Source organism: Limimaricola soesokkakensis, assembly GCF_900172345.1.
Lineage (GTDB): Bacteria > Pseudomonadota > Alphaproteobacteria > Rhodobacterales > Rhodobacteraceae > Limimaricola > Limimaricola soesokkakensis.
Genome location: NZ_FWFY01000002.1, coordinates 189,291 through 211,992, shown reverse-complemented (window position 1 = coordinate 211,992; position 22,702 = coordinate 189,291). Strand labels below are relative to the sequence as shown.

The window sequence follows — 22,702 nt, the reverse complement described above, 5'->3', positions numbered from 1 at the left end:
TGGCCTCGTGGATGCCCCCGGCGCCTTTTCGACTGGAAGGGGCGGGTTCAACTCGATAGCCAGAGGCTTATCAAGATTCCCGTCCCGTGGGAAAGCCCCGCGCGGTCACATGTCTGCGCGGATCTCCGCCCAAACAGGGGCGCGGTCCTCCGCGGCCGGAACCGTGGCGTATTTGTCACGGGGTGGCTCATGGCCGGAGGACCAAATGCTTGGTACGGAACTGATCGACCACGAAATCGACAACCCTGCGCGGAACGACGCGGTCCTGGTGGAGGTCACGCGCGGCGACCGCGTCGAGAGCGTGCATCGCGGTCATGCGGTGATCTGCGACGCCGACGGCGAGGTGACGTGGTCGCTGGGCGACCCGCAGGCGATTATCTATCCGCGCTCGTCGTGCAAGATGATCCAGGCGCTGCCGCTGATCGAAAGCGGCGCGGCGAAGGCGGCGGGGCTGGGGCCGCGCGAACTGGCGCTGGCCTGCGCCAGCCATCAGGGCGCGGCGATCCATTCCGGGCCGATCTCGGAATGGCTGACGCGCCAGGGATTCGCGGATGAGGATTACCGCTGCGGCGCCGAGACGCCGCGCGACAAGCCGACTCGCGAAGCGCTGATCCGCGCCCATGGCGCGCCCCGGCAGATTCACAACAATTGTTCCGGCAAGCATGCAGGCTTTCTCACCCTGAACCGCCATCTCCGGGGCGGCCCGGATTACGAGCTGCCCGATCACCCGGTGCAGCAGGCGGTGCGCGCCGCCTTCGAGGAGGTGACCGGCGAGCCGAGCCCGTTCTACGGCATCGACGGTTGCTCGGCGCCGAACTTCGCCACGTCGATGACCGGGCTGGCGCGCGCCATGGCGCGATTTGCCGCCGCACGGCCCGATGGCGATGCCCGCGAGCGCGCAATGGTGCGGCTGCGCGAGGCGATGGTCGCGCATCCCGAACTGGTGGCGGGCGAGGGCCGCGCCTGCACCGAGCTGATGCGCGCGATGGACGGCGTGGCGATCAAGACCGGGGCCGAGGGGGTCTTCGTGGCGATTCTCCCGGCGCAGCGGCTCGGGGTCGCGGTGAAGATCACCGACGGCACCACACGGGCCAGCGAATGCGCCGTCGCGGCGCTGCTGGTGCGGCTCGGCGTGCTCGATCCCGCGCATCCGGCCACGGTCAGGCGGATGCGGCCGATGCTCAGGAACTGGCGCGGCACCGAGGTCGGCGCGATCCGCCCTGCGCCCGCGCTGCTTGGCTGACCCAGATCCCCCGGCGACAGCCCAAGGGGCCGTCGCCGGCAACTTTGTTTCAGAAATACGCAAACCCCGGCGGTCGAACCGCGCGCGGCCGGCCCCGTACAGCGCCGGGCCGGTCGCAAGGCTCACATCTGCATCGCCTCGCAGACCTCGATGCTGCCCCCGTCGAGCACCATCGGGCAGTCCTTCGCCATCGCGATCGCCTCGTCGATATCGGTGGCATTGACCAGCGTGTAGCCGAAGACCGGGTTCGGTCCGCCGTCATGGGCGACGCCGTCACGGCTGACCGTATGCGATTTGCCGGCCGGCGCGCCCTCGTCGGCGATATGGTCGCGGATGCCGTCCATCCAGCTTTGCCAGCGCGCCATCTCGGCGTTGCGGGCCTCGTCTGTCTCCGGCTGCCGCATGTCGCTGCCGCCGTGATAGATATACATGAAACGCTTGTCGGCCATGGCCGTGTCTCCCCCCTTGTGGTGGCTGCTGCCCGCCGATTTCGACGCCAGTTCCTGCCTCGCCCCCCAAGTCTCCGACGAGACGGCGATTCGAGCAAGATCAAAACGTGAACTAGGGCTGTGCGCTCGAGCGGAGAACCGTGCCCTCAGGCAGAGAACTCGGCGCGGCGATACCCTTGGATATAGAGCAGCGCCGTCAGGTCGCCGTGGTTCACCCGGACCTCGCATTGTTCGGCCACCACCGGCTTGGCGTGCAGCGCCACCCCGGTCCCGGCAAGGCCCAGCATGCCGAGATCATTGGCCCCGTCGCCTACGGCGATCACGTCCTCGGGGGTGATCCCGAGCCGTTCTGTGATCTCGTGCAGCGCCTGCACCTTGGCCTCGCGCCCGAGAATCGGGCGGGCCACATCGCCGGTGAGCTTGCCGCCTGCGGCAAGCAGCGTGTTGGCGCGATGCTCGTGGAAGCCCAGCGCCTCGGCCACCACTTCGGTAAAGGCCGTGAAGCCGCCGGAGACCAGTGCCGCGTGGCCGCCATGGGCCTTCATCGTCGCGATCAACTCGCGGCCGCCCGGCATGTGGGTGATACGGCTTTCCAGCACCCGGGCGATCACCGCCTCGTCGAGACCTTCAAGCAGGCCCACGCGCTCGATCAGCGCGCCTTCGAAATCGAGCTCGCCATTCATCGCCCGCTTGGTGATCTCGGCCACGCGCGCGCCGACGCCGGCCTCGGCGGCCAGTTCGTCGATGCATTCCTGCTGGATCATCGTGCTGTCCATGTCGGCGAGCAGCATCTTCTTGCGGCGGCCCTCGGTCTTCTGGAGCACCAGATCGACGCGCGACTGCTGCAGATCGGCCCAGACGTCCCAGCGATTGTCCGGCACCGCCGGGAGGCCGAACTCCACCGCCTCGCCTGGCGACAGCCAGTCGAGCGCGCTGCCGCCCCAGGCGCTGCGCAGGTTCTCGGCGAGAATCGGGTCGAGCTTGGTGCCGGGGGCGGAGAGGAGGAGCGCGGTGAACATGGGGAAAAGTTTCCGATAGTGGCGCGGGATGGCCCGCTTGCGACGTTTGGCGCTGCCTTAACGGCAATTTCCCCGTTGTGAAAGCGCATGAGGAGGCGTATCTGCGGCGGCGGGACACCTCTCCCCAACGAGAGGCGCTTATCTGCAAGGATACCAGCAATGGTCAAAACGACTCCGGACACCCGTCCGTCGAATCCGCGTTTTTCCTCCGGCCCCTGTGCCAAACCCCCCCATTGGAGCCTCGAGAAGCTCGCCGACGCGCCGCTCGGCCGCTCGCACCGCGCCGCCATCGGCAAGTCGAAGCTCGCCGCCGCGATCGAAGAAACGCGCGAGCTCCTCGGCATCCCCGCCGACTACCGGATCGGTATCGTGCCCGCCTCGGACACCGGCGCCGTCGAGATGGCGATGTGGTCGATGCTCGGCGCCCGCAAGGCCACGATGGTCGCCTGGGAAAGCTTCGGCGCGGGCTGGGTCACGGATGTCGTGAAACAGCTCAAGATCGACGCCGAGGTGAAGGCCGCCGAGTACGGCCAGATCGTCGACATGGCCTCGCTCGATTACGACACCGACGTCGTCTTTACCTGGAACGGCACTACCTCGGGTGTGCGCGTGGCCTCGGGCGACGCGATCCCGGCCGATCGCGCGGGCCTGACCATCTGCGACGCCACCTCGGCCGCCTTCGCGCAAGACCTGCCCTGGGACAAGCTCGATGTCATCACCTTCTCCTGGCAGAAGGTGATGGGCGGCGAGGCCGCGCATGGCATGCTGATCCTGAGCCCCCGCGCCGTCGAGCGGCTGGAGAGCTACACCCCCGCCTGGCCGCTGCCGAAGATCTTCCGCATGACCAAGGGCGGCAAGCTGATCGAGGGCATCTTCAAGGGCGAGACGATCAACACGCCGTCGATGCTCTGTGTCGAGGATTACCTCGTCGCGCTGGCCTGGGGCCGCGAGGTCGGCGGGCTGGAGGGGCTGAAGGCCCGCGCCGACGCCAATGCCAAAGTCATCTGGGATTTCTGCGACGCGCGTCCCTGGATCGCCAACCTCGCCGAGGACCCGGCCACCCGCTCGAACACCTCGGTCTGCTTGAAGTTCACCGATGAGCGCATCAAGGACGGGGCCGCCTTTGCCAAGGCCGTGGCCAAGCGGCTCGAGAAGGAGGGCGTGGCCCTCGACATCGGCGCCTATCGCGACGCGCCCGCGGGCCTGCGCATCTGGTGCGGCGCCACGGTCGAGACCGCCGATCTCGAAGCGTTGATGCCCTGGCTCGACTGGGCCTTCGAGGCCGAGATCGCGGCGCAGGCCGAAGCCGCCTGATCCCCTCCGGGGCGCGCGCGCGACGGCGCGCCCCGCTCCCCCATTTTCCCGGACGCCACCCGTCCGACCGCCACAGGAGCATTCCATGCCCAAGGTTCTCATCTCCGACGCCCTCTCCGACGCCGCCGTGCAGATCTTCCGCGATCGCGGCATCGAGGTCGATTTCCAGCCGAAGCTCGGCAAGGACAAGGAAAAGCTGGCCGAGATCATCGGCAATTACGATGGCCTCGCGATCCGTTCGGCCACCAAGGCCACCGAGAAGCTGATCGAGGCCGCGACCAACCTCAAGGTCATCGGCCGCGCCGGTATCGGCGTCGACAACGTCGACATCCCGGCCGCGTCGAAGAAGGGCATCATCGTGATGAACACGCCCTTCGGCAACTCGATCACCACCGCCGAGCACGCGATCTCGATGCTGATGGCCGTGGCGCGCCAGATCCCCGAGGCCAATGCCTCGACCCATGCGGGCAAGTGGGAGAAGTCGCGCTTCATGGGCGTCGAGGTCACCGGCAAGACGCTGGGCGTGATCGGCGCGGGCAATATCGGCTCGATCGTGATCGACCGCGCGCATGGCCTCAAGATGAAGGTCGTGGCCTATGACCCCTTCCTGTCGGAAGAGCGCGCCACCGAGATCGGCGTCGAGAAGCTGGAGCTGGACGAGCTGCTCAAGCGCGCCGACTTCATCACGCTGCACGTGCCGCTGACCGACCAGACGAAGAACATCCTGTCCAAGGAGAACATCGCCAAGCTCAAGCCCGGCGTGCGCATCGTCAACTGCGCCCGCGGCGGTCTCGTCGACGAGGCGGCTCTGGCCGAGGCGATCACCGAAGGCCGCGTCGCCGGCGCTGCCTTCGACGTCTTCGCCGAGGAGCCAGCGACGAATTCGCCGCTGTTCAACCTGCCCAACGTCGTCGTCACCCCGCATCTGGGGGCCGCCACCACCGAGGCGCAGGAGAACGTGGCGCTGCAGGTGGCCGAGCAGATGTCGGACTACCTGCTGACCGGTGCCGTCACCAACGCGATCAACATGCCCTCGATCACCGCCGAGGAGGCGAAGATCATGGGCCCGTGGATCGGTCTTTCGGGCCATCTGGGCAACTTCATCGGCCAGATGACCGATGAGCCGATCAAGGCGATCAACATCCTCTATGACGGTGTCGTCTCGGAGATGAACCTCGCCGCGCTGAACTCGGCGCTGGTCGCGGGCATCATGCGCAAGGTGAACCCGGACGTGAACATGGTCTCGGCCCCGGTGATCGCCAAGGAGCGCGGCATCCAGATCTCGACTACCAAGCAGGACCAGTCCGGCACCTTCGAGGGCTACGTCAAGGTCACGGTCGTCACCGAGAAGCGCGAGCGCTCGGTCGCGGGTACGGTGTTCTCGGACGGCAAGCCGCGCTTCATCCAGATCAAGGGCATCAACATCGACGCCGAGATCGGCCGCCACATGGTCTACACCACCAACCAGGACGTGCCGGGCATCATCGGCGTGCTGGGCACCATGATGGGCGAGAACGGCGTCAACATCGCCAACTTCACCCTCGGCCGGAACCAGCGCGCGGGCGAAGCCATCGCCATCCTCTACGCCGACGAGGCGGTCTCCGAGGAGGTGCTGCAGAAGCTGCGCGACACCGGCAAGTTCCAGCAGGTCAAGGCGCTGACCTTCGACGTCGAAGAATAATCCGCCCGCGAGGGACGGGGCAGGGGGCCGCGGTTGCACGCCGCGGCCCCTTCGTCGTTCCCGGCCCTGGCGTTTCGAATTGCGTATTTGAAGAAAGATGAAAGGGGAGGCGCGCTCCTTGGTTCATCTTTCTCCAAATACGCAGATCCCGCCCTCGCAGTCGGCGCGCCGCTTCCCGCCTGAACGCGAGGGCTGTAGAGAGACCCGCATGAGCACCCGCTTCGACACCATCCCCGCCTTTCTCGATCACGGCTTCGACGACGTGATCGACGTGCGCAGCCCCGCCGAGTTCGCCGAGGACCACGTGCCCGGCGCGATCAGCCTGCCGGTGCTGTCCAATGCCGAGCGGGCCGAAGTCGGCACGATCTACAAGCAGGTCTCGCCCTTCGACGCGCGCAAGAGCGGCGCGGCGATCGTGGCGCGCAACGCCGCCGCGCATATCGCGGGGCCGCTGGCGGACCGAGAATATCGCTGGAAGCCCTTGGTCTATTGCTGGCGCGGCGGGCAGCGGTCGAACTCCTTCGCCTCGATCCTGACCCAGATCGGCTGGCGCGCCGAGGTGGTCGAGGGCGGCTACCAGACATGGCGCAGGCTGGTGCACGAAGCGCTCTACGAGACGGCGCTGCCGCACCGGTTGGTGCTGCTCGACGGCTTCACCGGAACCGCCAAGACCGCGTTGTTGCCGCTGGTCGAGGCACGAGGCGGGCAGGTGCTCGACCTCGAGGGGCTGGCCAACCATCGCGGCTCGCTCCTCGGGGGCGATCCGGACGAGCAGCCGGCGCAGAAGGGTTTCGAGAGCGCGCTGGCGGCGCGTCTGGCCCGGCTCGACCCCGAACGCCCGGTGCTGGTCGAGGCCGAAAGCTCCAAGATCGGCCGCATCACCCTGCCGCCATCGCTCTGGGCGCTGATGACCCGCGCGCCGCGCATCGAGATCACCGCGCCGATCGGAGCGCGCGCCGAATTCCTCGCGCGGCAATACGAGGATGTCAGCGCCGACCCCGCGCGGCTGTCGCATCTGCTCGACCAACTACGCGCGCATCGCGGTCACGCGGTGGTCGATGGCTGGCAGAAGCTGCTGGCCGAGAGCCGCATGGTCGAACTGTCGGCGGCGCTGATGGTCGAGCATTACGACCCCGCCTATGCCCGCTCCCGGGCCGCGCATGCGCCGGTCTTCGCCGCCCATGTCGAGGCTGGGACGCTCGACGCCGAGGGGCTGGCACGCGCGGCCGACGCGATCGCGGCGGCGATGCGCGACATTTGACGCTGGGCGGCGGGGGGCTTACCTCGGATGAAAGACCGGAGGAAAAGCCCATGCGCCCCGCCAACGAGGCATTGATCGTCATCGACATGCAGAACGACTTCTGCCCCGGCGGCGCGCTGGCCGTGGCCGAGGGCGACACCGTCGTTCCCGGCATCAACGCGCTGATGGACGAGTTCCGTGCCGTGGTGCTGACGCAGGACTGGCATCCGGTCGATCACCTCTCCTTCGCGAGCCAGCACGAGGGCGCGGCGCCGATGTCGATGACCGAGATGCCCTATGGGCCACAGGTGCTCTGGCCCGACCACTGCGTGCAGGGCACGCAAGGTGCGGCCTTTCACCCCGACCTGCGGACCAACGCCGACCTGATCATCCGCAAGGGGTTCCGGCGCGAGATCGACAGCTACTCGGCCTTCTTCGAGAACGACCAAGCCACGCCGACCGGCCTGCACGGCTACCTGTCCGAGCGTGGCATCACCGCGATCACGCTGGTGGGCCTCGCCACCGATTTCTGCGTCAACTACTCCGCGCTCGACGGGGCGAAGCTGGGCTACGAGGTGACGGTAATCGAGAAGCTCTCGCGCGGGATCGACCTCGACGGCTCGATGGCGGCTGCGCGAAAGGCCATGCGCGACGCGGGCGTGGTGCTCGCCTGATGGACATCGCCACCCGCGTCTGGAACCACAAGTGGAAGATCGATCCGATCGTCCGCTCACTCATTGATACCGATTTCTACAAGCTGCTGATGTGCCAGTCGGTGTTTCGCAACAATCCGACCACGCAAGTCACCTTCAGCTTGATCAACCGCACCAAGTCGATCCGCCTCGCCGAGCTGATCGACGAGGGGGAGCTGCGCGAGCAGCTCGACCATATCCGCTCGCTCTCGCTCACCCGTGGCGAAAGCACCTGGCTCAGGGGCAACACCTTCTACGGCAAGCGGCAGATGTTCCGCCCCGACTTCATGGAGTGGTTCGAGGGGCTGCGCCTGCCGCCCTACCACCTCGAGAAGCGCGACGGGCAGTACGAGCTGACCTTCGAGGGGGACTGGCCCGAGGTCATGCTGTGGGAGATCCCGGCGCTGGCCGTGCTGATGGAGCTGCGCTCGCGCGCGGTCCTCAACGACATGGGCCGGTTCGAGCTTCAGGTGCTCTATGCCCGCGCCATGACCCGCACCTGGGAGAAGGTCGAGCGGCTGCGCGGCACCCAAGGCCTCAGGATCGCCGATTTCGGCACCCGCCGCCGCCACTCCTTCCTTTGGCAGGACTGGTGCGTGCAGGCGATGATCGAGGGCATGGGGTCGAGCTTCGCCGGCACCTCGAACTGCCTGATCGCCAAGAACCGCGACCTCGAGGCGATCGGCACCAACGCGCATGAGCTGCCGATGGTCTATGCCGCGCTGGCCGACAGCGACGCAGAGCTGGCCGAGGCGCCCTACAAGGTGCTGGCCGACTGGCATGACGAGCACGAGGGCAACCTGCGCATCATCCTGCCCGACACCTACGGCACCGAGGGCTTCCTGGAGCGCGCGCCCGACTGGCTTGCCGGCTGGACCGGCATCCGCATCGACAGCGGCGATCCCGCGACGGGGGCCGAGACGGCGATCCGCTGGTGGCAGGCGCGCGGCGAGGACCCGCGCGAGAAGCTGGTGATCTTCTCGGACGGGCTCGACGCCGAGAAGATCCTCGAACTGCATGCCCGCTTCTCGGACCGCGTGAAGGTGAGCTTCGGCTGGGGCACGATGCTGACCAACGACTTCAAGGGGCTGGCTGGCGACGCGCTGGCGCCCTTCAGCCTCGTCTGCAAGGCCGTCGCCGCCGAGGGCCGTCCTACCGTGAAGCTCTCCGACAACCCCGAGAAGGCGATGGGCCCGGCGGACGAGATCGCCCGCTACAAGCGCGTTTTCGGTGTCGGCCCGCAATCCCCCATCCCCGTCACCGTCTGAGGTCCGCCATGTCGCTCCCGCTTTTCGTCCAGATCCGCTGCAAGCCCGGCACCACCTACAAGGTGGCCGACGCCATCGCGCTCAAGGAAATCCATTCCGAGCTGTATTCGACCTCCGGTGCCTTCGACCTTCTGGTTAAGATCTATGTCCCCGAGGGCGAGGATATCGGCATGTATCTCAACGAGCATCTGATGGGCATCGAGGGGATCGAGCGCACCCTGACGACGCAGACGTTCCGGGTGTTCTAGGCCAAGGTCGAGCTAGGGGGCCTTCCTGAGCGCCTTCACCTCCCCCCGTTGCTTCTTTGCCTCCAGCCGCCGCCGCACAGAGCCTTTGGTCGGCTTGGTCGGAACCCGCCGCTTCGGCACCTCGGTGGCCTTGGCGATCAGCTCTGCGAGCCGCTCGCGAGCGATCTCGCGGTTGCGGGGCTGGTGGCGGGTGTCCTGCACGAAAATGATGACCGCGCCGTCATTGGTCCAGCGCCGACCCGCCAGCCGCTTCAGCCGCCGCTTGACCGGGTCGGGCAGGTTGGGCGAGCGCTCCGCCTCGAAGCGCAGCTCCACCGCCGTGCTCACCTTGTTGACGTTCTGGCCGCCGGGGCCGGACGCGCGGGTGAACTGCTCGGTCAGCTCCCAATCCTCGATGGTGATGCGGTCGTCGATCCTCAGCATGCCTGTCTCCAAAGCCCTGCGCCCCAGATAGCGCGGCACCGCGCGACATACAAAAAGGGTCGTCCCCGGCGAACTGGGAACGACCCTTCGAAGATCAGGAGGTGGGTCGGTTAGACCGTGATCCACCTGGGGGTGTGCGCCCGAGGGCTGCCTCAGCCGCGCGCCTCCCAAGCTGTCCCGACACATTTCTCCAATACCCTTCTCGACACTGGATCACCTCCTTTCAGTTGGTTTCGCCTGATCCAAAGCTGGCATGGGATCGGTAATCGTCAAACAGAAATTTATGTGACATTACGCGGGGGAAGCTTGAGTGTTGCCAATCTCCGACAGCTGCGCCGATTGTCATTCAGACAGCGCGTATTCCACGAACTCGGTGGTCTGGAAAAAGCGGAAATTGTCATCTGAGACCATGGTGAGCCGGATCCGGCCCAGATCGTCGCGCCAGACCGAGATCCCCTCGAGATTGTCATGCACCCCGACCGCGGTCTCGAGCAGCAGCTCCTCACCCGTGCCGTCGGCCTCAAAGCGGCGCACCCGGCTGCGGAAGCCGATGCCGACGAAATCGCGTTCGAGGATGTAGAGCTTGCCGTCCGGGCCGAAATCGGCGCCGGTCACCAGAAAGCTGTCGCGGCGTGGCAGGGTGAAGGGGACCGTCCAGCGTCCGTTCTTCCAGCGATAGACCGGGAACGGCGTGTCGAGCCGGCCCGAGCGTTCGGGGATCGTGTAGAGCGCGCCGGAGGCGTCCACCGCCAGCGCCTCGAGCGCGCTGTTGAGCTGCATCTTGCGGAACGCCTTGGGGCGCGGCAGCACTTCGGGGCCGTCGGGCCCGGTTTCCGAACGCACCCGCGCCCGCGCCTCGAACGAGACCCAGCGCCGCCCGTCGGCGCCGATTGCCAGCCCCTCGCTATCGGCCAGATGCCCGGTCATGATCCCCTCGCGACCCGAGCGCAGCGGCTCCGAGCGCAGGATCTCGACGCCGGTGATCTGGCCTTCCGCGTCGCGGATGAAGCGTCCGTCGACGATCCGCGCCCGGTCGCTGATCGCGACGAAGCCGGTGCCGTCGGTCTCGATCGCGGAGAACCCCCCGGCCTCGTGTTCGCTCTCGGGCCAGACGTGGCTGCCGATGTAGTCGGCGTGCTGCTGCGACGGGGCCCCGCCGGAAAGCAGGGCCGCGAGGATCATCGCCTTCATCGGTTCAGTCGCTCGCCAGCACGGCAGCGCATTGGCCGGGCAGGTCGGCCATGGTGATCTCGCGCTTTGGCTCGGGCTCCGGCGCGTCGGGATCTGCCGGCGGGGCCGGCTTGGGGTTCAGGATGTTGGCCTGCCATTCGCGCGCCTCGGCGCAGCCGTCGCCCGGCGGCGGCGGGTCTTGGGCTTCGCAGGCGGTGTCGCCGGGCAGGCAGTCCAGTCGCACGTGGAAATGGGTGTTGTGTCCGTACCAGGGCCGGACCTTCGACAGCCAGGACCGATCGCCGGTCTCGGCGTCGCACATCGCCACCTTGGCACCCGGAAAGATGAAGATCCGCGCGGTGCGCGGGTCCGAGGCCGCGGCCTTCACGAGCGCCATGTGCTGCGGCGTCCAGTTGGAATTGGTGTAGGCGCCACCGCGCGCCTGCATGTCGGTCGAGGAGATCGCCTCGCGCTCGGCCACCGACAGGTCCAGCCGGTCGGCGCGGCGCAGCCAGACGTCGATGTCGATCCCGGTCTGGTGGCTGGCATGGCCGGTGAGCATCGGGCCGCCGCGCGGCTGGCTCATGTCGCCCACATAGATGCCTTTCCAGCCCGGCAGGGCGGCGGCGGCGCGCGACAGGTCCTGCACGAAATCGATGGTTTCGGGCTGGGCCCAGTTGCGGTTGCGCGACAGCCGCATCGCCTGCCAGGTCGGCCCGGTCTCGGGCAGCTGCGCGGCGCCGGCCTGGCACCCCTTGGAATAGAAGCCGATCGATTCGGGCCGCTGTGCCGAGGCCGTCGGGACATGGCCGAAGAGCTTCTTGGCGACGCGGCTGTCGTTGGTGTTCTGCGACGACACCACGGCGCGGGGTGCCGGGGGCTCGCCTTCGCAGGCGGCGAGAAGGCCCAGGCCCAGCAGGGCGGCGGCGAGGGGGCGGATCATGCTGCTCGATCTCCGTTCTTGTTGACCCATCCTAGCAGAAACAGCCCCAGCGCGAACAGGGCGATCACCGGCAGAAGCCCGGCGCGCACCGATCCGCTCATCCAGGTGGCGAGGGTGATCGCCATGGGCGCGAGAAAGGCGGTGGCGCGGCCCGACAGCGCGAAAAGCCCGAAGGCCTCGGTGGCGCGCGCCGGGTCGGCATGGCGCACCATCAGGCTGCGCGAGGCCGAGTAAAGTGCGCCGCCGGCGCCGCCGATCAGCGCGCCGCAGACATAGAACAGAATGTCGGGAAGCCGCGAGCCGGGAGACAGGGCAAGTCCGAACAGGCTGTCGCGGGTCATCGAGACGACCAGCACCGAAACTGCGATCAGGATCCAGATCGAGGCCCGGATTACCGGCTTGGGCCCCAGCCGCGCATCCGCGAGGCCGCCGGCGAAGGTGAGGATCGCCGCCGAAATGGCGCCTATGATGCCGAACACGCCGATCTGGATCACCGACCATTCCAGCACCAGCGTCGCATAGATCCCGCCGAAGGCGTACACGGCGGCCAGCGCGTCGCGGTAGAGCATCGAGGCGCCGAGGAAGGCCGCGAGGCTGGGTCTGCGGGCCACGTCGCGCAGCGTTTCCCACAGCCGCGCGGCGACATTGCGGGCGGTCACGCGGGTGCGCGCCACCGGGCCCGTATCGCGCACCCAGACGAAGAAGGGGATGATGAACACCGCGTACCACAGCGCGATCACCGGCCCGACGGCGCGGGTACCCTCGCGTGCCTCCGGGTCGAGGCCGAAGGCGGGCGGCGTGCCCAAGAGCGTCATGCCGGCCTCGTTCTCGGCCAGAAACAGCAGCATCAGGATCAGCGACACCACACCGCCCCAATAGCCCAGCGCCGCGCCCGAGCCCGAGATCCGGCCGATCATCGGTCCGGTGGCCAGCGAGGGCAGCAACGCGTTGTTGACATTGGTGGCCGATTCGGCGGCGACGAAGCCCGCAAAGAATAGCACCAGCGCCGGGATCAGCATCGACCCGTCCGGCGTCAGCACCCACAGCCCTGCCGCGCAGGCCACGGTGATCACCGAGAAGGCGGCAATCCAGGGCATCCGCCGCCCCGAAGCATCGGCCAAGGCACCCAGCACCGGCGCCGTGAAGGCGATGAACAGGCCCGCGAGGGTCTGGCCCATGCCCCAGAGCGACTGCGCCGCCGCATCGGCCTCGGACGCGCCCATCCCCTCGCGGGCAAAACGCGCGGTGGCGACAGCGGCGAAATAGGGGCCGAAGATGAAAGTCAGGCCCAGCGTCGCATAGGGCTGCTGCGCGAGGTCGAAGATCATCCAACCCCAGATCCGCTTCTTCGTCGCCATACCGGTCCCCTCGCGCCTGTCGCGGCGGATCTGACAGGGCGGCGGGGGGCGGGGCAAGCGCGGCAGGCCATCGGCGGCGCATCGATGGCCGAGCGCGGCCCGAACGCCGCGTCGCGAGGCGGAGCAACACATGCGAGCGTGCTTGCGGGGCGCCGGGCGCGGGCGTAAATTCGACCTGCGCGCGACAAGGTCGGAGAGATCCAGCGCGCCCTGCCAGGATCACCGCCCTGACCGTTTTGTCAGGCAACCTTGATTTGAATCGGGACGATCCGTCCGGCCTGTCGCCGGGCGGTCCTTTCAGCCTGTGAGATCGTGATGGGAAAAGGCGACAACAAGCGCGGCAACCGCGAAGCGAAGAAACCCAAGCAGGAAAAGCCGAAGGTTCTGGCCACGGCGAATTCCGGCGCGGCCAAGCCGCTTTCGCTCGGAGAGAAGAAGGGCCGCTGAGCGGTCCGACCTAGCGGGTGGGCGCCCGGCGCCCGCCCGCTGCCGTTCAGGCGGCGAGAGTGTCGGTCGCGGAGCTGGCATCCGCCATCGGCGGCCAGGGCCGCTCGGCCTCGGCGCGCACCCAGTCGGCGATCCAGTCGGGCATCGGCGGCGAGGCCGGGTCCTGGCCCAGCACCTCCATCAGCCGCGCCGGGTTGACCACGCCACCGCGCTTGCGGTCGGTGATCGCCAAGCGAACCAAAGCATGGCTGGTGCATTCGCCGTCGCTGCGGAACATGCCCTGCTCGGTATAGACGTAGCGGTCGTCCCAGCAGATCGCGCGCGACCGCATGCTCAGCCGCGCGAAGCCCTGCACCCGGCGGCGGTAGCGCACCGAGACGCCGGCCACGGCCATGCCCCAGCCCTGCTTTCTCAGCGCGCCGATCACGCCGATCCGCTTCGAGAGCGGCATCCGGCCCAGATCGAACAGCGTCAGCGTCCGGCCGTTGTTCAGCTCGTTCCAGAAATCGAGATCCCACGGCATCACGACGTGGCGGCTCTCATGGGTGCCGGTGATCGGCAGAGGTGCGTCGTTGCGGTGACGCCAGAACTGCCAGAACATTCGGACAAAGGGATACATGCGGGACTCCGGAACCTGGATCGCCGCGCAAGTTGCGCGAGGGTGACGCGAAGGTCAACGGGTGACGCGGGGGTCACGACGCCGCATCCATGGCCTTCGGGATTGCTCTTAGGGGCTTCGCTCCTTACCTGTCTTGGCGACCCGAGACAGCCCCGAACGGACCGCCCATGACCTCGCTCTTCCAGATCCTGATGTTGATCCTCGACATTGCGACCTTCTTCATCTTCGCGCATTTCATCATGAGCTGGTTGATCAGCTTCCAGGTGCTGAACCTGCGCCAGCCGCTGGTGGCACAGATCTGGGACGGGCTGACCCGGCTGCTGGAGCCGCTCTACGCCCCGGTGCGGCGGATCCTGCCGCAGATGGGCGGGCTCGACCTCGCACCGCTCGTCGTGCTGGTCGGCATCTACGCGCTCGAGATCGTGCTGCGGAACAACGCGGCGCTGTTCTATTGAGGCTTGCCCCGGCTCTGGCGGTCGGAATTGCGTATTTTCAGAACAAAGTAACCATACGCCACGCCTCATGGGAGGCGTGGTCTCGCCCGAGCCGAGGTAATGCCCGATGAGCCCAGCGACCCATCTGCGCGAGGTCTTCGGCTTCGACGCCTTCCGTCCCGGCCAGGAGGAGATCGTCGACGCCGTGACCGCCGGGCACGACGTGTTGGCGATCATGCCCACGGGCGGCGGCAAATCGCTGTGCTACCAGCTGCCGGCGCTGGCGCGCGAGGGGGTCACGGTGGTGATCTCGCCGCTGATCGCACTGATGCGCGATCAGGTACGCGGCCTGCGCGAGGCCGGTGTCGAGGCGGGCGCGCTGACCTCCGGCAATACCCCCGAAGAGACCGACGCGGTGCTGGCGAGCCTGCGCGAGGGGCGGCTCAAGCTCCTCTACATGGCGCCCGAGCGGCTGGCCTCCGGCGCCACCGTGCCGCTCCTGAAGCGGGCGGGGGCGTCGCTCATCGCCGTCGACGAGGCGCATTGCGTGAGCCAGTGGGGCCATGATTTCCGCCCGGACTACCTGCGCATCGGCGATCTGAAGCGGCAGCTCGGCGTGCCGCTCGCGGCCTTTACCGCGACGGCGGATGCCGAAACCCGCGAGGAGATCGTCCGCAAGCTGTTCGAGGGACGCCAGCCCGAGACCTTCCTGCGCGGCTTCGACCGGCCCAACATCCATCTCGCCTTCGCGGTCAAGGACAGCCCGCGCCGCCAGATCCTCGATTTCGCCGATCGCAGGCGCGGCCAGTCCGGCATCGTCTATTGCGGCACCCGGGCCAAGACCGAGGCGCTGGCGGCGGCGCTGCGCGAGGCGGGGCATTCGGCGCTGCACTATCATGGCGGCATGGAGGCCGAGGACCGGCGGGTGGCCGAGACCCGGTTCCAGCGCGAGGACGGGCTCATAGTCGCCGCCACTGTCGCCTTCGGCATGGGCATCGACAAGCCCGACATCCGCTGGGTCGCGCATGCCGACCTGCCGAAATCCATCGAGGCCTATTACCAGGAGATCGGCCGTGCCGGCCGCGACGGCGCGCCGTCCGAGACGCTGACGCTCTACGGCCCCGACGACATCCGCTACCGGCGCCAGCAGATCGACGAGGGGCTGGCCCCGCCGGAACGCCGCGCCGCCGATCACGGGCGGCTTAACGCGCTTCTCGGTTTGGCGGAGGCGCTTGATTGCCGGCGCCGCGTGCTTCTGGGCTATTTCGGCGAGGCGCCGGAGGCGGCTTGCGGTCACTGCGATCTCTGCGACAAGCCACCCGAAACCTTCGACGCGACCCAACCGGTGCGCATGGCGCTTTCGGCGGCGCTTCGGACCGAGGAGCGGTTCGGCGCGGGGCATCTGATCGACATCGTCATGGGCAGTGCCACCGACAAGGTAAAGCAGCGTGGCCACGAGGATCTGCCGACCTTCGGCGTCGGCAAGGCCCATTCCAAGGCGCAGTGGCAGGCGATCTTCCGGCAGATCATGGGCCGCGACCTGATGCGCCCCGACCCCGAGCGTCACGGCGCGCTGAGGATGACCGAGGCGGCGCGCCCGATCCTGCGCGGCGAGGAGAGCATTACGCTGAGGAAAGATACCGTCAAATCGGCGCGTTTCGGTCCGAAAGTCCGCGAGATGGTGTCCGAGGAGGACGCGCCGCTCCTGTCGGCGCTCAAGGCCAAGCGCCGCGCGCTGGCCGAGGCGGCGGGCCTGCCCGCCTACATCATCTTCACCGACCGCACCTTGATCGAGATGGCCGAAAAGAAGCCCGCCAATCTCGACGAGATGGCCCGGATCGGCGGGGTCGGTGCCAAGAAGCTTGAAAGCTACGGGCGCGAGTTTCTCGCGGTGATCACCGGTGCCGCCGAGGACATCCACCCGGCGCGGCGCAAGCTTGCCACGCGTGGCGCGGGCTCGCTCTATGACCGTTTGATGGCGGTTCAGGCCGAGCTGATGCGGGGCGAAACCGGCCACGACAAGCCGATGAGCTGTTCGGCCAAGGAGTTGGCCCGGGTGGCGAGCGCGCGGCCGCGTGACATGGAGGCGATGGAGCGGCTGCTTGGGCCGCGCCATGCCGAACGCTTCGGCGCGGCCTTCCTGCAGGCGCTCGAGGAGGGCGAGGAGGCCGGCTGAGCCGCCGCAAGCCCCCAGAATCGTGGACAGGATGGCGAGCCGCGTGCCACCATCGGGCGAATGCGATGGGAGGTTCGCGATGACCGGCACCACCGTGGCCAGCGTGATCTGGCACAGGCTCGACCGTGACGGCACCGACCGCTGCCGTCTTGCCCGGCTCGATGCCGGTTGGCTGATCATGGGCCATGCGCGCTGGGACGAGGCGGGCCGGGGGGTCGCACTCGATTACGCGATCCGCTGCGATGCGGGCTGGTCCTGCCTCTCCGCCGATGTCACCGGCCTGCGCGGCGAGAGCCCGGTGGCCTACCGGATCACCCGCAGGGCCGAGGGCTTCGCGCTCGAGGGGCAGGACCCGGTGTCGGCCTGTGATCTCGATCTCGGCTTCACCCCAGCCTGGATGCTGGTGCCGCTGAACCGGCTCGACCTGCCCGAGGCGCGGCCCCGCCCGATCGAGACGGCGCGGCTCCACGCCGCCGATGGCGGTCGGCTGGAGCCGCTCGGCCACAGCTTCTGTCGGGTGCGGGGCGGCATGGACCACGCGATTCCCGCGTTGGGCCGAGATGCCCGGATCGCGTTGCATGAAACCGGCTTCGTCACCCAGGATCCGGGGCTGTGGCATGGCGCGGTGACGCTGGAGAGCTAGGCCGGAAAACCAAGCGGGAACTGCCTCGCATCGGCGCCGGTTGGGACCGTGTTGTCCGACCGGCCCGAAGGATCTCCCCCATGCAATTCCAGCTCGACGTCAATGGCGAGCGCCACGCGCTCGACCTCGACACCCGCACCTCGCTGCTCGACGCGCTGCGCGATCATCTCGGTCTCACCGGGTCGAAGAAGGGCTGCGACCACGGCCAGTGCGGCGCCTGCACCGTCATGGTCAACGGCCGCCGCATCAATTCCTGCCTGACGCTGGCCTGCATGCATGAGGGCGACGAGATCACCACCATCGAGGGTCTCGGCCGGCCCGACGACCTCTCGCCCCTGCAGCGCGCCTTCGTCGAGCATGACGGCTACCAGTGCGGCTACTGCACGCCGGGGCAGATCTGTTCGGCCACGGCGATGCTCGACGAGATCAAGGCCGGCTGGCCCAGCAACGTCACCGGCGATCTCGAAGCGCAGGTCGAGGCCTCGATCGAGGAGGTTTCCGAGCGGATGAGCGGCAATCTGTGCCGCTGCTCCTGCTACCCGGGCATCGTCGATGCGATCCGGCAGGTCGCGAAAGAGGAGGCACGGGCATGAGGGCCTTCGACTATGTTCGCGCGGGCGACACCGCCGAGGCAGTGCGCGAGGCGGGCGGCGCAGAGACCCGCTTCATCGCCGGCGGAACCAATCTTCTGGACTTGATGAAGCTGGAGGTGATGGCGCCGGGCAAGCTCGTCGATATCAACCGGCTCGATCTGGGCGGCATCGAGGCGACCGGGGAGGGCGGGCTCAGGATCGGCGCGCTGGTCACCAATTCCGACCTTGCCGCCGATGCGCGGGTGCGCCGCGACTGGCCGGTGCTGAGCCGGGCACTGCTCGCGGGGGCCAGCGGCCAACTCAGGAACAAGGCCACGACCGGGGGCAACCTGCTGCAACGCACGCGCTGCTACTACTTCTATGATCGAGGCGAGCCCTGCAACAAGCGCGAGCCCGGCTCGGGCTGCGCCGCGAAGGACGGCATGAACCGCATCCTCGCGATTCTGGGCACCTCCGAGCACTGCATCGCCACGCATCCCTCCGATATGGCCGTGGCGATGCGCGCGCTAGGCGCACGGGTGGAGGTCGAGGGGCAGGGCAGCGGGCGCGAGATCGCGCTCGAGGATTTCTACCGTCTGCCGGGCGACACCCCGCATATCGAGACGGTGTTGGAGCCGGGCGAGCTGATCACCGCCGTGATCCTGCCGCCACCGGCCGGGGGGCGGCAGATCTACCGCAAGGTCCGCGACCGTTCCTCCTATGCCTTCGCGCTGGTGTCCGTCGCCGCCGTGGTGGCGGTCGAAAACGGTCGCATCGCCAAGGCGCAGCTGGCCTTCGGTGGTCTTGGCCCGATGCCGTGGCGCGACGCGGATGTCGAGGATGCCCTCGTCGGAGAGACACCCTCGGCCGCCCTGTTCGACCGCGCCGGCGACATTCTTCTGGCCGAGGCCAAGGGCTATGGCGGCAATGACTTCAAGATCCCGCTGACGCGGCGCACCCTCGCGGCCGTGCTGACCCAGGCGACGGAGGACGATCAATGACGCTCGAAACCACGCGCCGTCTCAAGCATGACACCCCCGACACCGACCGCCGTCTCGACGGCATGGCCCAGGGCGTGCTCGGCACCGGCATGGACCGTCCCGAGGGGCCGCTGAAGGTCGCGGGCCGCGCCACCTACGCGGCCGAGGCGCACCCCGAAGCGATGGCCGAGGGCTATCTCGTGCGGGCCGCCACGATCGGCCGGATCACCGGCTCGAACGGCGATGCGATCCGGGCCATGCCCGGCGTGATCGAGGTGATCGAGGACGAGCGGATGATCCGCAATGCCGCGCAGGGCATGGCGGGGGAATCGCCGGTGCAGAAGCAGGGTCAGGTCTGGTATGTGGGCCAGCCCGTGGCCTGCGTCGTGGCCGAGAGCTTCGAGCAGGCGCGCCACGCGGCGCAGGCGATGCTGGTGACGATCGAGCCCGACGGTACCCATGTCTTCGACGCCGAGGACCCGGCGGCCGAGGTCGAGAAGCCCAAGCAGAAGCAGCTCGATCAGGGCGATCTCGAAGGCGCCATGTCGGCGGCCGCCTTCTCGCTCGACGCGACCTATCACACGCCGTCGATGTCGAGCGCGGCGATGGAGCCGCATGCCTCGGTCGCGCAATGGGACGAGGATGGCGCGCTGACGCTGCGCGGCTCCTACCAGCTATTGAAGTTCAACAAGGCCGAACTCGCCGACGTGCTGGGCGTGGCACCTGAAAAGGTCCGCATCCTGTCGCCCTATGTCGGCGGCGGTTTCGGCTCCAAGCTGGGCCTCGCTCCCGAGGCGGTCGCGGCGGCGCTGGCGGCGCAGGCGCTGGGCCGCCCGGTCCGCGTGGTGCTGCATCGCCGTCAGGTCTTCGAAACCGTCACCCGCCGCTCGGAGACACGGCAGCGGATCCGGCTCGCCTGCGACGCCGAGGGCAAGCTTTCGGCCATCGGCCACGAGAACCTCGTGAGCCAGCTTCCCGGTGAGGTCTTCTCCGAGCCGGTGGCGCAGGGCACGCATTTCCAATACGCCGCGCCGAACCGGGTGATCGGTCACGAGATCGCCCGCATCCGCCGCCCCGCCGCCGGATCGGTTCGGGCGCCGGGCGAGGCGGTGGGCGTCACCGCCTTCGAGATCGCGATCGACGAGCTGGCCAAGAAGGCCGGGATCGACCCGCTGGAGTTCCGGCTCAGGAACGTGCCCGACAAGCATCCCGAGAACGGCAAGCCGTTTTCCTCCTCCACCATGGAGGCGACGCTGCGCGAGGGGGCCAAGCGCTTCGGCTGGACCCACACGCCGCCGCGCCAGCGCCGCGACGGCGAATGGTGGATCGGCACCGGCATGGCGGGCGCGGTGCGCGTCAACATGATGATCGAGGCGATGGCACGGGTGGTGCTGACCGGGCAGGGCGCCCGAGTCGAGTGCGACATGACCGATATCGGCACCGGCTCCTACGCCATCCTGACGCAGGTGGCGGCCGAGATGCTGGGCTTCGCGCCCGACCGGGTCGAAACGGTGCTGGGCGACACCGACCTGCCGCCGGCCTCTGGCTCGGGCGGCAGTTTCGGCGCGGCCTCGACCTCCACGGCGGTCTATCTCGCTTGCATGGAGCTGCGCGAGCGGCTGGCCGCGAAGCTCGGGGTGAAGGAGACCGAGCTCACCCTCAAGGACGGTCTCGCGATCCACGAGAACCGGAAGACGCCGCTGGCCGAGCTCTTGGGCGAAGAGGAATGGCGGGCGCTGGGTCACCTGCAGCCGGGCAAGGCCGGTCAGGAGGTGCGGCAGGCCACTTGGGGCGCGATCTTCGCCGAGGTGGCGGTGAGCGACGTGACCGGCGAGACGCGGGTGCGCCGCATGGACGGCACTTTCGCAGCCGGTCGCATTCTCAACCTCAAGACCGCGCGCTCGCAATGCCATGGTGGCATGATCTGGGGTATCGGCTTGGCGTTGACCGAGGCGATGGAGCACGATCCGCGCGACGGCCACATGGTCAATCGCGACCTCGCCGAGTACCACCTGCCGGTCAATCTCGACGTGCCGCAGCTTGGGGTGCATTTCCTCGAGGAGCGCGACGACTGGGCCAACCCGCTGCAGGCCAAGGGGATCGGCGAGCTCGCGATCTGCGGCTCCGGTGCCGCGGTGATCAACGCGATCGAGAACGCCTGCGGCGTGCGGGTGCGCCGCCTGCCCGCCACGCTCGATCAGGTGATGGACGGGCTGATCGCCCAAGGCTGAAGCACCGGGAAAAACTTCGAAAGCCTCCATTTCGTCCCGACACGTCACCGTGTCGGGACAGGGATTGGATGCCTGTCTCTAAGCATATATCTGCTAGACTGACTGGGGCATCGGTCACTGACGGGTTCAAGGAGATCTCGATGAATTTGCTGTCACGAGGCACGGCGCTGGCCTTGGCCGGGCTGGGGCTTTGGTCGGCCCCCGCCACGGCGCAAGACGTCGCCAATGGAGAGGTCCAGTTCGGCCGCCAATGCGTGGCTTGCCACGTGGTGCGCGATCCCGAGGGCCGCGTTCTCGCGGGCCGCAATGCCCGCACCGGCCCGAATCTCTACGGGATCGAGGGTCGGGTGATCGGCTCGGTCGAGGATTTCCGCTATGGCGACGCGATGATCAGGCTACGCGACCGTGGCATGGAGTGGGATGAGGAGAGCTTCTTGGGCTACGTCACCGATCCCACGGCCTGGCTGCGCGCCACGCTCGACGATCGTCGGGCCCGCGGCAAGATGGCCTACCAGGTGCGCGATCCGCAGGATGCGGCCGACATCTATGCCTATATCGAGGGGCTTTCGACGCGCAGCGAAGCCGCGAACTGAACCGGCTCAGCCCAGAAGGCCAGCCTTTCCCATGTAGATCCTGAGCCAGGGCGTGTAGCGCTCTGGCCGTTTTGCCAGATCGGCGCGCAGCGCCTCGGGCGTGATCCAGGCCGTGTCCTGCACCTCTTCGGGGGCCGGGCGCGGCCGTGGCTCCTGCGCGGGTTCGGAGAGGAACACCTCGACCAGTTCGTGCTCGACGAGCCCGCCGCCGACATCGGCGCGGTATTCGATCTGCCCGGCCGGGCGCAATGGCAGGTCGGTAAGGCCAAGCTCTTCTTCCAGCCGCCGCCGCGCGCAATCCTCGGCCGCCTCACCCCAGAGCGGATGGGTGCAGCAGCTGTTCGCCCAGAGCCCCGGGGTGTGGTACTTGGCCGCGGCGCGTTGCTGCAAAAGCGTCCGGCCCCGCCACATCACGAAGACGCTGACCGCCGGATGGCGCAGCCCGCGTTCATGCACCGCGATCTTGTCGACCGGCCTCAGCTGGCCGTCCACCCAGGCCGGGATCTCGAAATTGTCCCTGTCGTCACGCATCAACCGCCCCTCCCCGGCAGTCCGGTTCGCACCGCGCGCCCCGGGGCACGCGGTGCCCTCAGAAGGCCGGTTCGGCCATGGGCGTCGGTGCCGGACGGGTCTGCACCACCATGCGATTGGCCAGAGCGTCGCAGGTCACCGTGACGATCTCGCCCTCATCGGTAAAGCGCACGATGCGGCTTTCGGAGGTCTCGGCCAGCACGGCCGGGCTCTGGCCGATCCGCGCCGCGGTCTCGTCGATCCGGGTCAGGCATTGCTGGAACGCCATCGGCACCGCCTGGTCGGCGGGGGCGGCGCTCGGCAGCGCGTCGCAACCGGCCAGCGCCGCGAGCCCGATCAATGCCAGGCCCGTCTTTCGTGCCGCTGCTGCCACCATGCCGTTTCTCCTGTCAATTCAATGCCGGCGCAGACTGCCGCGCCAATGCTGC

24 protein-coding genes are annotated in these 22,702 nt (G+C 68.2%); 15 read left to right on the top strand and 9 right to left on the bottom strand.

Annotated elements, in window-relative coordinates:
• The first annotated feature begins 205 nt into the window (after positions 1 to 205).
• A complete protein-coding gene (locus LOS8367_RS03760; protein WP_106534978.1) occupies positions 206 to 1,243 on the top strand; it encodes an asparaginase in 1,038 nt (345 codons plus the stop codon).
• 122 nt (positions 1,244 to 1,365) lie between these two features.
• Here the strand turns inward: LOS8367_RS03760 and LOS8367_RS03755 are convergent, their stop codons facing one another.
• On the bottom strand, positions 1,366 to 1,692 hold the full coding sequence (locus LOS8367_RS03755; RefSeq protein ID WP_085895114.1) for a YciI family protein: 327 nt from the start codon (positions 1,690 to 1,692) through the stop codon (positions 1,366 to 1,368).
• A 146-nt stretch (positions 1,693 to 1,838) separates the two neighbouring features.
• Entirely contained in the window at positions 1,839 to 2,711 is an 873-nt protein-coding gene (gene serB / locus LOS8367_RS03750; RefSeq protein WP_085895113.1) for a phosphoserine phosphatase SerB, read from the bottom strand.
• A 159-nt stretch (positions 2,712 to 2,870) separates the two neighbouring features.
• On the opposite strand from serB, the gene LOS8367_RS03745 reads away from it, so the two are divergent.
• The 6 genes from LOS8367_RS03745 (at position 2,871) to LOS8367_RS03720 (ending at position 9,154) form a co-directional block, all read left to right on the top strand.
• Positions 2,871 to 4,025, top strand: coding sequence for a phosphoserine transaminase (locus LOS8367_RS03745; RefSeq protein ID WP_085895112.1), 1,155 nt, complete (start codon positions 2,871 to 2,873; stop codon positions 4,023 to 4,025).
• An 85-nt stretch (positions 4,026 to 4,110) separates the two neighbouring features.
• Positions 4,111 to 5,706, top strand: a complete 1,596-nt coding sequence (gene serA, locus LOS8367_RS03740) for a phosphoglycerate dehydrogenase (protein ID WP_085895111.1) — start codon at positions 4,111 to 4,113, stop codon at positions 5,704 to 5,706.
• 208 nt (positions 5,707 to 5,914) lie between these two features.
• On the top strand, positions 5,915 to 6,967 hold the full coding sequence (gene mnmH, locus LOS8367_RS03735; protein WP_085895110.1) for a tRNA 2-selenouridine(34) synthase MnmH: 1,053 nt from the start codon (positions 5,915 to 5,917) through the stop codon (positions 6,965 to 6,967).
• Between the two features lie 50 nt (positions 6,968 to 7,017).
• Positions 7,018 to 7,620 (top strand): bifunctional nicotinamidase/pyrazinamidase, encoded by a 603-nt coding sequence (gene pncA / locus LOS8367_RS03730; RefSeq protein WP_085895109.1) that lies wholly within the window; start codon positions 7,018 to 7,020, stop codon positions 7,618 to 7,620.
• A complete protein-coding gene (gene pncB / locus LOS8367_RS03725; protein ID WP_085895108.1) occupies positions 7,617 to 8,906 on the top strand; it encodes a nicotinate phosphoribosyltransferase in 1,290 nt (429 codons plus the stop codon). The genes pncA and pncB overlap by 4 nt, the downstream gene beginning before the upstream one ends.
• Before the next feature lie 8 nt (positions 8,907 to 8,914).
• A complete protein-coding gene (locus LOS8367_RS03720; protein ID WP_085895107.1) occupies positions 8,915 to 9,154 on the top strand; it encodes an Lrp/AsnC ligand binding domain-containing protein in 240 nt (79 codons plus the stop codon).
• A gap of 12 nt (positions 9,155 to 9,166) precedes the next feature.
• On the opposite strand, the gene arfB is transcribed toward LOS8367_RS03720, so the two are convergent.
• The 4 genes from arfB to LOS8367_RS03700 all read right to left on the bottom strand — a co-directional run bounded on the left by arfB (position 9,167) and on the right by LOS8367_RS03700 (position 13,048).
• Complete coding sequence (gene arfB, locus LOS8367_RS03715; protein WP_085895106.1) at positions 9,167 to 9,577, bottom strand: alternative ribosome rescue aminoacyl-tRNA hydrolase ArfB; 411 nt, start codon at positions 9,575 to 9,577, stop codon at positions 9,167 to 9,169.
• Positions 9,578 to 9,919: 342 nt separating this feature from the next.
• Positions 9,920 to 10,768, bottom strand: a complete 849-nt coding sequence (locus LOS8367_RS03710) for an esterase-like activity of phytase family protein (protein WP_242665491.1) — start codon at positions 10,766 to 10,768, stop codon at positions 9,920 to 9,922.
• 4 nt (positions 10,769 to 10,772) lie between these two features.
• Positions 10,773 to 11,690, bottom strand: a complete 918-nt coding sequence (gene mepA, locus LOS8367_RS03705; RefSeq protein WP_106534979.1) for a penicillin-insensitive murein endopeptidase — start codon at positions 11,688 to 11,690, stop codon at positions 10,773 to 10,775.
• Positions 11,687 to 13,048 carry an MFS transporter gene (locus tag LOS8367_RS03700; protein WP_085895105.1) on the bottom strand — a complete coding sequence of 454 codons (1,362 nt, stop codon included), beginning with the start codon at positions 13,046 to 13,048 and terminating at the stop codon, positions 11,687 to 11,689. The genes mepA and LOS8367_RS03700 overlap by 4 nt, the downstream gene beginning before the upstream one ends.
• Before the next feature lie 315 nt (positions 13,049 to 13,363).
• On the opposite strand from LOS8367_RS03700, the gene LOS8367_RS19365 reads away from it, so the two are divergent.
• Positions 13,364 to 13,495, top strand: coding sequence for a hypothetical protein (locus LOS8367_RS19365; protein ID WP_021692379.1), 132 nt, complete (start codon positions 13,364 to 13,366; stop codon positions 13,493 to 13,495).
• Positions 13,496 to 13,541: 46 nt separating this feature from the next.
• On the opposite strand, the gene LOS8367_RS03695 is transcribed toward LOS8367_RS19365, so the two are convergent.
• Positions 13,542 to 14,114: an acyl-CoA thioesterase gene (locus LOS8367_RS03695; RefSeq protein ID WP_085895104.1), complete on the bottom strand. Its 573-nt coding sequence runs from the start codon at positions 14,112 to 14,114 to the stop codon at positions 13,542 to 13,544.
• Positions 14,115 to 14,281: 167 nt separating this feature from the next.
• On the opposite strand from LOS8367_RS03695, the gene LOS8367_RS03690 reads away from it, so the two are divergent.
• From LOS8367_RS03690 to LOS8367_RS03660, 7 genes are all read left to right on the top strand, one after another.
• On the top strand, positions 14,282 to 14,569 hold the full coding sequence (locus LOS8367_RS03690) for a YggT family protein (RefSeq protein ID WP_085895103.1): 288 nt from the start codon (positions 14,282 to 14,284) through the stop codon (positions 14,567 to 14,569).
• Between the two features lie 106 nt (positions 14,570 to 14,675).
• Entirely contained in the window at positions 14,676 to 16,724 is a 2,049-nt protein-coding gene (gene recQ / locus LOS8367_RS03685) for a DNA helicase RecQ (RefSeq protein ID WP_085895102.1), read from the top strand.
• A gap of 79 nt (positions 16,725 to 16,803) precedes the next feature.
• Entirely contained in the window at positions 16,804 to 17,367 is a 564-nt protein-coding gene (locus LOS8367_RS03680; protein WP_165761378.1) for a putative glycolipid-binding domain-containing protein, read from the top strand.
• Positions 17,368 to 17,447: 80 nt separating this feature from the next.
• The gene (locus LOS8367_RS03675) at positions 17,448 to 17,960 is read left to right on the top strand and encodes a 2Fe-2S iron-sulfur cluster-binding protein (protein ID WP_085895100.1); all 513 of its coding nucleotides are present in this window, start codon (positions 17,448 to 17,450) and stop codon (positions 17,958 to 17,960) included.
• Positions 17,957 to 18,940, top strand: coding sequence for an FAD binding domain-containing protein (locus LOS8367_RS03670; protein ID WP_085895099.1), 984 nt, complete (start codon positions 17,957 to 17,959; stop codon positions 18,938 to 18,940). Before LOS8367_RS03675 ends, LOS8367_RS03670 begins: the two co-directional genes overlap by 4 nt.
• Positions 18,937 to 21,150, top strand: coding sequence for a xanthine dehydrogenase family protein molybdopterin-binding subunit (locus LOS8367_RS03665; RefSeq protein ID WP_085895098.1), 2,214 nt, complete (start codon positions 18,937 to 18,939; stop codon positions 21,148 to 21,150). The genes LOS8367_RS03670 and LOS8367_RS03665 overlap by 4 nt, the downstream gene beginning before the upstream one ends.
• Positions 21,151 to 21,290: 140 nt before the next feature.
• Positions 21,291 to 21,743 (top strand): c-type cytochrome, encoded by a 453-nt coding sequence (locus LOS8367_RS03660; RefSeq protein WP_085895097.1) that lies wholly within the window; start codon positions 21,291 to 21,293, stop codon positions 21,741 to 21,743.
• A gap of 6 nt (positions 21,744 to 21,749) precedes the next feature.
• Here LOS8367_RS03660 and idi read toward each other — a convergent pair whose 3' ends face one another.
• Together idi and LOS8367_RS03650 are read right to left on the bottom strand one after the other, a co-directional pair.
• Entirely contained in the window at positions 21,750 to 22,274 is a 525-nt protein-coding gene (gene idi, locus LOS8367_RS03655) for an isopentenyl-diphosphate Delta-isomerase (protein WP_085895096.1), read from the bottom strand.
• Between the two features lie 58 nt (positions 22,275 to 22,332).
• On the bottom strand, positions 22,333 to 22,650 hold the full coding sequence (locus LOS8367_RS03650; RefSeq protein WP_085895095.1) for a hypothetical protein: 318 nt from the start codon (positions 22,648 to 22,650) through the stop codon (positions 22,333 to 22,335).
• Between the last annotated feature and the right edge of the window lie 52 nt (positions 22,651 to 22,702).